At 38.9% G+C, this 12,729-nt stretch carries 13 protein-coding genes; 10 read left to right on the top strand and 3 right to left on the bottom strand.

The annotated features are described in order from the left end of the window. Window positions 1-13 precede the first annotated feature (13 nt). Window positions 14-1,063, top strand: coding sequence for a YcjF family protein (locus QE450_RS18745; RefSeq protein ID WP_273614033.1), 1,050 nt, complete (start codon window positions 14-16; stop codon window positions 1,061-1,063). A gap of 35 nt (window positions 1,064-1,098) precedes the next feature. Further along, window positions 1,099-2,007 (top strand): serine/threonine protein kinase, encoded by a 909-nt coding sequence (locus QE450_RS18740; protein WP_307301244.1) that lies wholly within the window; start codon window positions 1,099-1,101, stop codon window positions 2,005-2,007. 82 nt (window positions 2,008-2,089) lie between these two features. Here QE450_RS18740 and QE450_RS18735 read toward each other — a convergent pair whose 3' ends face one another. Continuing rightward, the gene (locus QE450_RS18735; protein ID WP_273614031.1) at window positions 2,090-2,254 is read right to left on the bottom strand and encodes a hypothetical protein; all 165 of its coding nucleotides are present in this window, start codon (window positions 2,252-2,254) and stop codon (window positions 2,090-2,092) included. A 561-nt stretch (window positions 2,255-2,815) separates the two neighbouring features. Here QE450_RS18735 and QE450_RS18730 point away from each other — a divergent pair. Beyond that, window positions 2,816-4,867 carry a methyl-accepting chemotaxis protein gene (locus QE450_RS18730; RefSeq protein ID WP_307301240.1) on the top strand — a complete coding sequence of 684 codons (2,052 nt, stop codon included), beginning with the start codon at window positions 2,816-2,818 and terminating at the stop codon, window positions 4,865-4,867. Here QE450_RS18730 and QE450_RS18725 read toward each other — a convergent pair whose 3' ends face one another. After that, the gene (locus QE450_RS18725; protein WP_307301238.1) at window positions 4,868-5,380 is read right to left on the bottom strand and encodes a cupin domain-containing protein; all 513 of its coding nucleotides are present in this window, start codon (window positions 5,378-5,380) and stop codon (window positions 4,868-4,870) included. Between the two features lie 134 nt (window positions 5,381-5,514). On the opposite strand from QE450_RS18725, the gene QE450_RS18720 reads away from it, so the two are divergent. Further along, on the top strand, window positions 5,515-5,934 hold the full coding sequence (locus QE450_RS18720; protein WP_273614028.1) for a FlxA-like family protein: 420 nt from the start codon (window positions 5,515-5,517) through the stop codon (window positions 5,932-5,934). Window positions 5,935-6,149: 215 nt separating this feature from the next. Further along, window positions 6,150-7,166 carry a PTS sugar transporter subunit IIC gene (locus QE450_RS18715; protein WP_307301234.1) on the top strand — a complete coding sequence of 339 codons (1,017 nt, stop codon included), beginning with the start codon at window positions 6,150-6,152 and terminating at the stop codon, window positions 7,164-7,166. Window positions 7,167-7,214: 48 nt separating this feature from the next. Here QE450_RS18715 and QE450_RS18710 read toward each other — a convergent pair whose 3' ends face one another. Then, entirely contained in the window at window positions 7,215-7,721 is a 507-nt protein-coding gene (locus QE450_RS18710; RefSeq protein ID WP_273614026.1) for a Crp/Fnr family transcriptional regulator, read from the bottom strand. Between the two features lie 284 nt (window positions 7,722-8,005). Here QE450_RS18710 and QE450_RS18705 point away from each other — a divergent pair, with 284 nt between their 5' ends. The 5 genes from QE450_RS18705 (at window position 8,006) to QE450_RS18685 (ending at window position 12,685) form a co-directional block, all read left to right on the top strand. Beyond that, window positions 8,006-8,638, top strand: a complete 633-nt coding sequence (locus QE450_RS18705; protein ID WP_307301232.1) for a hypothetical protein — start codon at window positions 8,006-8,008, stop codon at window positions 8,636-8,638. Window positions 8,639-9,190: 552 nt separating this feature from the next. Continuing rightward, window positions 9,191-10,423, top strand: coding sequence for an ROK family transcriptional regulator (locus tag QE450_RS18700; protein WP_307301231.1), 1,233 nt, complete (start codon window positions 9,191-9,193; stop codon window positions 10,421-10,423). After that, complete coding sequence (locus tag QE450_RS18695; protein WP_307301227.1) at window positions 10,420-11,049, top strand: ROK family protein; 630 nt, start codon at window positions 10,420-10,422, stop codon at window positions 11,047-11,049. Before QE450_RS18700 ends, QE450_RS18695 begins: the two co-directional genes overlap by 4 nt. Further along, complete coding sequence (locus QE450_RS18690) at window positions 10,931-11,416, top strand: ROK family protein (RefSeq protein ID WP_307302763.1); 486 nt, start codon at window positions 10,931-10,933, stop codon at window positions 11,414-11,416. The genes QE450_RS18695 and QE450_RS18690 overlap by 119 nt, the downstream gene beginning before the upstream one ends. 18 nt (window positions 11,417-11,434) lie before the next feature. After that, window positions 11,435-12,685 (top strand): MFS transporter, encoded by a 1,251-nt coding sequence (locus tag QE450_RS18685; protein WP_307301226.1) that lies wholly within the window; start codon window positions 11,435-11,437, stop codon window positions 12,683-12,685. Window positions 12,686-12,729: the final 44 nt, after the last annotated feature.

The following is a 12,729-nucleotide window of genomic DNA, read 5'->3' as shown; positions in this document are numbered from 1 at the left end:
CAGGAGGCACAGGATGAGTACGAATGAACAGCTCAAAGCAACGATTCGCAAAACAGCAGATGAAGCGTTCGACAAAGAAATGGATGAGATTAACCGCCAGATGAAAGATGAAGTATTGATCGCTTTGATCGGCGATGTAAATGCAGGGAAATCTTCTACTATTAATCGCATTGTAGGCGAAGAGGTCGCAGGCGTAGGTGCAGAACCTGGAGAGACTACAGAGATTAAGCCTTATGCTTATCGGGAAAAAATTATTTTTATCGATACACCGGGATTGAATGATGTGAATTTAAGCAATTCTGCGGTCACCCGTGAATACTATCGCAAAACAGATGTAGTTCTTTTTTTCCTCAATGCCGCAGGAACGGTCTACTCAGAAGCTGAAAAAAATTCGTTACAAGCGTTAGAGAAAATCAATAGCAACATTATTATTGTACTCAACAAAATTGATGCGGCAGATGAGATTGATCGTCTGGTTCGTCGTATTCAGCAAGAAACCGGTCATAAATATCAAGTGATTCCTGTGTCTTCACGTACCGGACAAAATATCGATACATTACGTGATAGTATATTGGATTTGTTGAAAAAAAAAAGTAAAGACATTTTATTCGCCCGTACGATCAAAGAAAAGTCGTCAACCGCCAACAAATGGATTATTGGCGCGGCTACTTCGGCGGGGGCGGTAGGAGCAGCACCGATTCCGGGCGCTGATATTATTCCGATCACTGCTATTCAGATAGGTCTGTTAACTCGATTAGCTGCGTTATACAACAAGCCGATTAGTCGGGAAACGGCTAAAGAAATTGTGATCACCGCTATTGTTGGTAATCTAGGTAAAAGCTTATTTGCTCAAGTGCTCAAAATCTTTCCTGGAGCAGGTTCTGTAGCCGGAGCAGGGGTAGCAGGTGCGATTACACTGGCACTCGGTTATTCTGTCAAATACGCATATGAACGCAATATCGAAGTGACTCCCGAAACGGTAGGCAGATTGTATAAAAAATTCCGTGAACGTACCAAAAAGCAAGATGTATCTCAAATCACATCATTAGATGATCCCAAGTAACGATAATGATGTGAATCGAAAGGCTGGATAATGTATTGAAGGCATTACAACGCATACAAGGGCATATGATGCGCTGGATTCAAGAACGACACTTTGCCGAAGGGCAGTTGATTCATGAGCGCTATAAGATTTGCCGTCGTTTGGGCAAAGGTAGCTATGGTGTCACTTATCTATGTGAAGATATCCAGACCGCGCAGACCTGTGTTTTGAAAAGAGTGTATCCTTTGCGTGGAGGTCATGTGCGAGCACAATTGATCTATGAACGTGAATGCAGAGCGATGAGTGCAATAGATCATCCTAGTATTCCGTCATTGCTAGATACATTTCAGTATCACCATTATCATTGTCTGGTGATGGAATATATTGAGGGTCATAATGTAGGTGAGTGGATTTTTGAACAGGGGCTTACCTTTACAGAGCTTCAATCGTTACAATGGATCAAGCAATTAGTAGAGGTTGTAACAGTGATTCATCAACAAGGATGGGTACATCGAGATATTAGTCTATCCAATGTGATCTATCATCAACATAAAGTCTATTTGATCGATCTAGGATTGATGTGGCAACAAGGAGAAGGAACAGCAGATGTCGCTCTGCTCGATGAACTGGTGAGTGGCGATCAGGAAGAAAAGCGGATTAGACGCGCACTAGATGTAACGAGTGATTTTTACGGATTAGGGCATTTGTTATTATTTCTTCTCTATAGCTACGAAGAAGAGGGAAATTCACATTCTTCACTAACAGATCGTCAAGAACGTAGCTGGGAAGAGGAATTACAACTTCATCCACGTACACATCAGATGATTCGTAAAATGCTTTTGGTAGCGCCAGAGCAACAGTATCAGCATATTGATGAGATCGCGCAAGCTATCGATCGGATTATTACAGATTTGGAATCTTTACCTGCCAACAACAGCACATACCCAAATATCCCGCCAGTCTAATATCGGATGTATCTACGATAGACTGAACGGGATATTTGTGATGTGAAGATAGCTGAATATACATAAGAACATGATAGCGGTATTAGCTACTGCTGTACGAACTAGAGGAACGCTTCCCCCGATAATGACCACGTCCATGTTGATTGTGGAATCCTCCACGACGATAACGATCACTACTGCTATACGAACGACGACGATTTTTTTTAGATGAAATGATTTGCTTGATAATACTTTTCAGAATACCCATAATCGTTAGCTCCTTTATGTGCTTTTTTAGTTATTATTTGTATTGCTGTCACATGAATAAAGATGAAGTAGGTCATATGGCATGATAAACGTTTAACATATCTGCATTAAAAATCGTTGTTTCTCCTCTTCATCTCTACTTTTTACGAAAGATACACAATAAGGTTTCTAAATTTTATAGCAATGGCTACGAGTATGACACAATATTTACATGCAGATAAAACGTTGTTGTAACAACGTTTTGCTCGTATTTCTATATTATGTAAGCCCTTTATAAAAGAAGTTACATAAAAATTAAGTCACGCAAAATTTAATTTTATGAATTAAATTAGAAAAAAATATAAACAATAGTGATTCAAATGTCGAAAAAAAGTATATATTAAAATATATATAGTTATTAAGAACTAATCCTAATAGATTATTAAATGTCGAAAAAAGTATTATTATTAGTCTATTATTCTATAAAAGGCTAAATTAGTCTTTTAATTAGTGATTTAATCACCTGTCGTTAGTCACATAGAGTATCAATCAGAATTTATATTAAGAGGAGTTAATCATTACTATGAAATTATTTCGAAATATAACCGGGAGTCTGTTCTCGCGGATATTATCTATTGCTGCTGTATGTATTATATTGTCTATGCTGGTTTCTATTGTTACTGTAGGAATTATGACCACTCGTTCGTATGAGTCGATGAACACCAATTCATTAACACGTGTAGCCAATGAGAAAGTTACTGAACTTCAAATGGCTGTAGCAGCTCAACAAACATTAGCTAGCTCAATCGCTAAAGAAATTTACAATGTCGACTTTTTTCAAAATCTTACCGCAACAGGCGTAGTGAATACAACTAACTTCAATCGTATTCAAAGCAACCTTAATGAAAAATTGCAAAATTCAAATGGATTGTATGAAAATATATTTTTCTCGTATCAAGACAAAGTATTCTTGGATGGTCTTGCTGGAAAATCTCAAGGTACCGACTTGATCTCGACTTCACCGTGGTACAAACAAGTGCTAGAAAGTGGCAATCCGATGGTATCGGATACTCAGATTTCACCAGTTACCGGTAACCCTGTTATCGTAGTTGTTGAACCTGTCAAAAACCCGACTACCAATAAAGTGTTAAACGTATTTGCTCTTCCACTGAATATCAATATATTACTAGACGGAATTACTGAAAAAGAAAAAGAACAAACGATTAGTACTATCGTGACCAATGATAAAGGGGTAGTTATCGCCTCACAAGATGCGAACCAAGTGCTCAAAACAGACTTTACGAAATTGAATAATGAAGATGGTCTGCAAAATATTACGACTGCTGAAAATGGTACAGGGTATGTAACGATTGATGGAGTACATTATCTAGCTTCGTTTGTAAAAGATGATGTTCTCAAAATGAATGTAGTAACGTTCTTACCGGTTAGCAGTTATATGAGTGATCTATATAGCATTTTAACAACGATTATCGTGATTACGATTATTGCTCTATTGATTGCTTTGGTAGTTCTATTCCTAGTCGTACGCAGTATTGTCAAACCGATTCGTCTAGCTTCCGAACAATTAGAAATGATGTCTCAAGGAGACTACTCGCAAACATTGCCTATGCAATATGAAAATAGTGTAGGTGAAACAGGAGTACTGATTCGTTCAATGAACCGGATGCACCAGTTTACCAAGCAAGTGGTTCAATCGGTTAGCGAAGAATCTAAAAAGCTAAAAGAAGCAAGTAATACAGCGCATACGATGTTTATGGATATGGACAAAGAGTTGCATGATGTCTCAGCGACAACACAAAATATGTCTGCTGGTATGGAAGAAACAGCCGCTTCTGCACAACAAATCAATGCGTCAACCGAAGAATTTGAAAAAGCGATTGAGTCTATTGCTAAAGGTGCGCAAGAAGGTGCAGAAGAAGCAAATATTATTAGTAAACGTGCGACTGATTTCAAAGTAGCTTTGGAAAAATCGGTTGCTGAAACTGGCGTAGTCTATGAAGAAGTGAAAATAGGATTAAATGAAGCTCTAGAACAATCCAAATCTGTAGATACTATCAAAGAGTTAAGCGATTCGATCCTACAGATTACTAAACAAACCAATTTACTAGCGCTTAATGCTTCGATTGAAGCTGCAAGAGCGGGTGAAGCGGGTCGAGGATTTGCTGTAGTGGCAGAAGAAATCCGCAAATTAGCGGATGCTTCTAAAGACACTGTTGGTCAGATTCAAGTGATTACGAACAACGTAACCGATTCTGTAGGCAACTTACAGCACTTTACACAACGTCTAATCGGTCTACTAGCAGGCAATATTTCAGAAGATTATGCAATGATGAACAAAACTAGCGAATCGTATATGAATGATGCGACGTATATCGACCGTATGGTGTCTGAATTTAGCGCAACCAGTGAACAATTAAGTGCTTCTGTACAGAATCTAGCTCAAGCGATCAATGAAATTTCGATCTCCAACAATGAGTCTGCTGAAGGCACAGAAGAGATTGCAGACAAAACAACAGTTGTAGTTCACAAAGCGAATGAAATTGCAGAAGAAGCGAAGAAAACAAATGATAGTGCAGATCGTCTGAACCAATTGATTCAACGCTTCAAAATCTAATTAGACAGAATGCCAGTATTGTAAAAGTGGTCCTTGTGATCCGTATATAGGGTCCATTTTCGGAAGAGGAACATGCGAGATTTCAGCTAAAGCTGTCGCATGTTCTTTTTCTGTTTCTGTCGCTGTGCGAGTATTGTAAGACATTCCGTCAGGATAAGCGCCAACAATGCGAAAGTCAGAACTAGCAGATATACGCTTATGCCCTGTACCCGCAGGTAGAACAACGACATCACCTGCATACATGGTGAATAATTGACCTTCTTCTCCGCCTAGCTGAACAGTAACTTGTCCGCTGATCACGCCTAATACCTCATGTGCATTGCTATGATAATGATGGTAATTAAATACACCGTTTGTCCAGCTATTTAACCAATGATTCTGATTGAAAATAGATTCAGTATCTGTCGGCTTAGATTGCAGTGCTTGTGGATACAGTAGTACAGGCAATGTTGGATGATTGGGTATTCCATGATTCGCTTCAAAATAATACGTTTGGACAGAATGATCAGTCATATCTTTATAACCTCCTTAAATACATGTATACATATACAATATCACTATACACAAAGTGACATAAACTGCCGATAATACATGCAGGGAATAATGAACAAGAAAGGGGTAATCTATCGGACAAAGGGGTAATACCTATGAATATTTCATCAGTAACATCAAGTGCTTACCAGGCAGCTTCTACTGCAACGACAACAGACACGAGTGCACTTGAAAAGCAAAAAACAGCGCTACAAGCACAATTAACCAAATTACAAAGCAGTACAGATAAAAAAGACAGCGAACAACAAATCAAACAAGTGCAACAACAGATTCAACAAATCGAGCGCCAAATCGCTCAAGCGAGTGCCAAGTCAAGTGGTAGCGATTCGTCAGATACGGGTACAGCTTCTACCGATTCAACTGATTCTACAAGCAGTACCGGTTCAACAGCCAAAGCAGCGATTCAATCGCTCAAAGATGTACAAGAAGCTGTTCGCAAAACACAAGAAGAAGAAAAAGCAAAACGCAGTACAGCTGATATGGGTGTAGGCGGATTGCTAGATATCACTGTCTAATAAACGTATATCTGAATTTTGAAAAGCTATCTTTCCTTGGGGATGGCTTTTTTTGTGATATTCACTGCTGAAATGAATTGCAACATTATGAACATTTTCATCGAAAATAGGTATTTCTGAAAATATATGATTTACAGTATCAAAATGATAGTGTTAGGATAACTAATAATCAGTTTGACCATTACACGCATGGAGCACAGAGGAGTATGTAGCAAATGAAAGAATATGTCGTTAGTCGGATGTACAAAGCTTCAGCAGGAATGGCAAATGCGGTTCTCGTTACACTGGGAATTGGATTACTTTTCGAGACATTTGGTAAATTTCTTGGATGGGACACACTGATCGCTATCGGATCGGTTGCAAAAATATTGCTTGCTCCCGCATTAGGCGCAGGGATTGCTTTTCAATTGGGTGGCAATACACTGGTTCTTTTTAGTGCCATGATAGCAAGTACGATTGGTGGAGCAGCACTTCATCTCAATGTAGAAGGCGGCATGACATTAGTTCCCGGGCAACCGATCAGTGCTGTACTGGCAGCGATTGTAGCTACATATGTAGGGAAGCGAATCACCGGACGTACCAAGCTTGATATGATGGCGATTCCGTTAGGAGCTGTATTTGTCGGCGGTTTGGTCGGAGCAGGGCTGGCAGCAGTAGTGACTCCATTGTTGATTACGATCAGCGCAGGTATTACTCAATCTGTACAGGGCTCTCCTATTTTGGCTTCGATGGCGATCTCATTAGTATGGAGTATATTGTTAATGTCTCCTGCATCCTCAGCAGCGATTGCGATTGCTTTGAAATTAGATCCAGTCTCTAGTGCAGCGGCATTGATTGGTTGTACGGTACAGTTTGTTGGATTTACATTAATGTCTGCTCGCCAAAATGATGCAGGCGGAATTATAGCACAGATTCTAGTTACGCCAAAAGTACAATTTCCGAATCTGGTCAAAAATCCGCGGTTGGTGTTACCTACGTTTATCGCAGCTATTATTTGCGCTCCGATTGCAACACTGGTATTCCATTTTCAAGCTTCGTATGAATTAGCAGGATTAGGCTTGAACTCGATGATTGCACCGTTAAATATTTTGGCAACACAAGGAGCAAGCGCCTTTATCGTCTATCTCATGATCGGCGTGTTATTACCAGCAATCATTACGTTGGTGCTGTATTATGTACTCAAAAAAATAGGCTGGGCCAAAACAGGCGATCTTCATATGGAAGTACAATAGGTGTAAACAGATAATTAGAAGTTGATGTGATTATCATGATCTATTGGATTATATATGTTTGATCTGTGCTCGTAACAATCGATTTACCGTTTCCCGTCGTACCCCGATTAATTGTCCAATCTCATCTTGAGTCAAAATATCAGTAATCGGAATATCGCTTAGATAATTCTGGAACCAGCTCTGTAAATGAGTCAATTTGTCGGCTGGAGCAATCTGGGTTAATTGATCTATCCGTTGTTGCATCATACGTAGTTTGTCTTGCAGTTGTATCGCAATATCACGATAGCGAAGCGGTTCACGTTCCAATTGAGCATACCATTCTGTAGCAGGAATCGGTTCGACTTCACTGGTCGTTAACGCAATCGCTGTACCGTGATACGCCATCGGGCTAATTAACGAATGATGCGGAATGGTCTCACCGGGCACAATAATATTAAATAAAATATGATTGCCATCTTCATGCAGACGTACAATTTTGAAAAGTCCGCTTGTAATATGATAAAGCCCACCATGTTCTCCCTGGCGGAACAAAAACTCACCTTTATGTAAAATCATCATTTAACCTCTTTTCGATAGTTTGCTAAAGCTATTTTACTGTATAGATGCAGTGAAATAGCTTTTTTATTTCTAAATTTTATTTTAACCTTTCAATCCTTTTGTTTGTTACTTGCATTAATAGTGTATTTGAAAATAATATGGATCAAAATCGTAGTAAAAATTATATACTATTAGGCTATATAATTAATTAAATAATAAATAGTTAAAATAAAAATTAAAAAGCTTGATAATAAACAATATGTAAAATATACTTATATATACTACTAAAGGGAGGTTTATCCATGAAAACGTTTTACAGGTTAACTAGAATAACTATTTTACTCTTATTTATTGTTTCTTTAATGACCCCATCATTTAGTTTTGCAAGCTCAATAGATTCAGAAATAGTAACCGATCAAACAGCAGACGACCAGACTAAGTCTGATTTATCAAAACCTGAAGTAAAAGTTTTAGATCCGAAGTCGAGCGCTGTACCTTTTATTGATCCAGGAAAAGATGTACGCAAAGGTTCCGAAATAACTCCACGTGAACCAATCATTTCATATATTTATACAAAAACTAACGTTACTACATATGAAAATTGGTCTCCCTACAGAAGAGTATCTGATAATATATCTACCTTTAATACATCGGGTGGAAATATAGAATCGAATGACAGTGTTACATTTGGTACAGAGATAACTGGTGGTGTTGAGGGCTTAGGTTTTTCTTTTGGTAAAAGTATCACTAGTGCTAAAGCGTATGTATTAAATGTAGGACCAAACAAAAAAGTTTATATGGCTTATAGAGTGAGATATAAAGTCGAAAGTGGTACTAGACAAAAAGTAAATGATCTAACAAGAAAGGTTGAAGCAACAAATTATTATACAATAAGAATACCTCAATATGGAGAATATTCATTACAAAACTCTTAAAAAAAAGGACTAGTCTAAGACTAGTCCTTTTTTTTTGTTTCTAAGATAAAGTACCCTAATTTAGTTAATAGATGAAAACTGAAAATAATGATAAGAGTTCGAGATACTACATATCCATCTATCGCCAAGTCATATCCTTTTGGAATTAAGAATTCACTATCAAAACTTAAAAATAGAACGAAAAGGATAGGTATAATAATAAAAACTAAAGCTAGCGGTCTTAAATTTCTTTTCATTAACTAACCTCCCTTTTCAATTGTACTAGTATCCATAATTTCTATAGGAAAAATTATGAATTTCTTCCTGTTCTCTTAAATTAAGCCATAAAAAAAAAGTTTTATTGAATTTTCATTATATAATTAAATAATTTTACATGTATAATATCTTACGGTCAAATATTGTTTTAATTTTATCTTTAATTCATTGTAATTAAATCTATTATTTTAAATTATTTAAATACGCTAGACAGCATCTTCAAGCCGACGTATACTATTGTCAACTCATTAGTAAAGAACATTTACTAATTACAAAAAAAGTTCAAAGGAGCATGTCATGTTACTATCTATCGGCAATCCGCAAATGATCCGCAATCTGAATGAATATTTGATTTTGGAAGTGATTGTGCAACACGATAGCTTATCACGAGCAGAGATTAGTCGGCGTACAGGCTTGAGTAAGCCTACAGTCTCTTCAGCGGTGCAGAATTTATTGCAACATCAATTAATTGCAGAAATAGGACAGGATGATAGCCATCAGCAGGGACGCAAAGGGCAATTGCTTTCATTTAATCCGACTGTATTTTATATTGTAACACTTGATATCGGAGCAGATTATATTCGCACCGGATTAACAGATCTAGCAGGGAATATTATTCAGACAGGGCATTTTCCTCTTGATGCTTCGTATAACGGGCAGGATATGTTAGAACATCTCAAACAGCATATGGATCGGTTGATTGCAGACGCAAATATCGGATGGGATCATGTACGCTTTTTGTCAGCAGGGATTCCAGCAGTAGTACATCCTGAAAATGGAACGATTCATACGTTACTTCCTCAATTTGAACAATATCGTTCGGTATTATCCTCTTCTTCATTAGCTTCTTTGTTTCCTTGTGAAATCCTACTTGATAATGATGTGAATCTGGCAACTATCGCTGAAAAAGAATATGGTGCCGCTCAATCAGTAGAGCATATGGTCTATGTGTCTTTGGGTGAAGGTGTCGGTGCAGGAATTATGATCGACAGTAAATTATATCGTGGATTATCTGGATCAGCAGGTGAAATGGGACGATGCCTTTCCCGGGCTGGAGATAATGAGCGCTTAGAAGAACAGATCGGTGGTGCTGGGATTCGTCGTCTTATTCAGCAGTATAGTGACTCTCATTCTGATTCGGATACAGCAGATACTATTCGTCATTGGGATATACAGATGCTGATGAATCAAGCGCGTCAAGGCAATGCTGATGCACACAACATTATCGAGCAATACGGTCAACAATTATCACTATCTCTGATCAATCTAGCATCGATGTTAGCACCTGAAATGATTGTATTTGGTGGTGAGATTGGAGAGTATGCAGATGTATTTATCCCTACTATTCAGAAGCAGATGGAGCAGTATGCTCCGGTATGCCCTCAATTAACGACAACGATGTTAACTGGCAAAGGGGTTATTCAAGGAGCCGCATGGTCAGGGATTCATCGAGCATTTCAATATATACGAGAAGATATGTTAGTCGTTGGCGGTAAGATGTTATTTGCAGAGCAGGGGGAAAAAGAATGACTGTAGGCTTGATGATCGGTATTGATATCGGTGGAACCAAAACATTAATGATCGTAACAGATCGGAATGGAGCTATACTAGCACAACAAAAACAACCTACGATACAAGCAGAGCAACCGTCAACTTTTTTTACTTTGTTATTTGAACAGGTGGATCAGCTACTGGCTACGATCGATCGCACGATAATAGATGTTGAAGGGATAGGAATGGGACTTCCGGGAGCAGTCAATATTGAGACAGGTGTTATCACTCATATTCCTGCATTACCGTTAGATGGAGTGTCATTGCTAGAACAGATTCAACCTTTTTATGAGGGTGCTCTTTATCTGGATAATGATGTGAATGTAGCGGCTCTTGGAGAACACTGGCAAGGTGCAGGCATCGGGAAAAAGCATCTGATTATGCTCACAGTAGGCACAGGAATCGGTGGAGCGATCATTTTGCATCATCAATTGTTTCGTGGTGCGGATTATACCGCCGGTGAAGTCTCTTATTTGGTGGTCGATCATCAGCCAGAACAGGTATCGTCAGCCACAGCGAATAGTCAGGGGATTTGGACGATTCGAATCACATGCGTCAGGTACAGGTATTGGTGTATATGCAAGACAATGGTTAACCGAGCATAGAGCAGATCATACTCATCCGATTGTAGAACATGCAGGCGGTCAGATCGAGCAGGTGAATGCTGTAGATGTATTGCGATTGGCTCAAGCAGGGCATCCTGATGCACAGCAGATTATGACTGTACCGATCGATTATATGGCAGCAGGAATAGCTAACATGATTTCGTTACTAAATCCAGAATGTGTCGTTATTGGTGGCGGTGTAGCGGATTCTTCTTATTATATTGAGCAATTACATCAACGGATTGGTCATTTTACCCCGATTCAGACTCAATTAGTGCCTGCGGTATTAGGCAATACAGCGGGTGCACTTGGAGCTGTCTATGGTGTACTACATCATCCATTAGCAATCTACAAACATAGCCGTTAGGGCAAAAAGGAGCCGATGATGATCTCGATATGGAGTGCTAAATTAAAAGGAATACGGGACTCCTCGAAGCGGCTAGCAGATCAATGGACAGAGGAACAATCACCCAAAGATGTACTGCTACGGATTCGTAGCTTTTATTTGCTGGCAGGACTAGCTGGAGGTATATTTAATCCTTATTTATCTTCGATGCTTGTAGGTGGAGGGCTGGGAAGTGGACAGGTCGGCTTGTTGCTATCAATTGGTACGTTTATCTCGATTCTAGTACAGCCAGTATGGGGATTAATCGTTGACCGTTTTCAACAAATGAGATTGGTTTTGCTGTTAAGTGTAGCCATTCCAGGATTGTTATCGATTTTGTATCAAAGCCCGTACTTTCTCATTCTGATTATGGTCTATACGATCTCTACTGTATTTACAGCGACCCAAGCGCCTATGGCAGATTCGTATGCACTGGTTGCCGCGCAAAAAGCCAATACTACCTATGGAGCGATCCGTTTTCTCGGGAGTGCAGGTACAGCAGTTGGCGGTTATCTAGGCGGATTGTATGTCAGTCAATATGATGTATCGCTGATCTGGATTCCGTTTATGTTGTTCAATGTGTTAGCGGCAATATTAGCATTCACGTTACCACGACGTTCAGATGAGAGTCGGATTCTCAATCAATCGATTAGTGCAGGAATCAAAACATTATTAACGAATCGTTTATTTTTATTTTTCCTCGGTGGTAGCTTGTTGGTGAATCAGACGTTAACAGCATTTAATTCTTATTTTGTGCTGTCTTTTCAAGATGCAGGGGGTACACTTCAACTAGCAGGAGTAGGATTGCTGATCGCTTCAGCAGCGAATATTCCATCTATGTTGATAGCCGCCAGAGTGATTCGCCGGATCGGGCATGAGAAAATGTTGCTGTTAGCGGCTTTTGCTTATATTTTGCGCTGGGGTATCCAGTGGTTATTTCCTGTTCCATCGGTTATGCTAGCTGTACAATTGTTACATGGTTTATCGTTCGGATTCTTTTATATTGCGGCAGTAGAATATGTATCACGCATTACATCCAAACATATGCAAGCGACCGGACAAAGTATTTTTAATATGGTGTTTGTCGGGATAGCAGGTATTATTGGTAATTTGCTCAATGGATATTTACTTGAGCTTGGCGGATCGCAAGCGATGAATCTTTCTTGCGTCATTAGTGCCTTACTGGGTTCTTTGTTATTGTTATATGTAGCGGTGCAGAGCCGTTATTCCTCTTCTGTTCCTCAATCTTAATCAATGATTATTTTATTTTTAAAATAACCCTCAACAAATAACGT

Source organism: Paenibacillus sp. SORGH_AS_0306 (assembly GCF_030819345.1).
In the GTDB taxonomy this organism is placed as follows: domain Bacteria; phylum Bacillota; class Bacilli; order Paenibacillales; family Paenibacillaceae; genus Saccharibacillus; species Saccharibacillus kyungheensis.
This window is presented reverse-complemented; position numbering and strand designations above follow the sequence as displayed.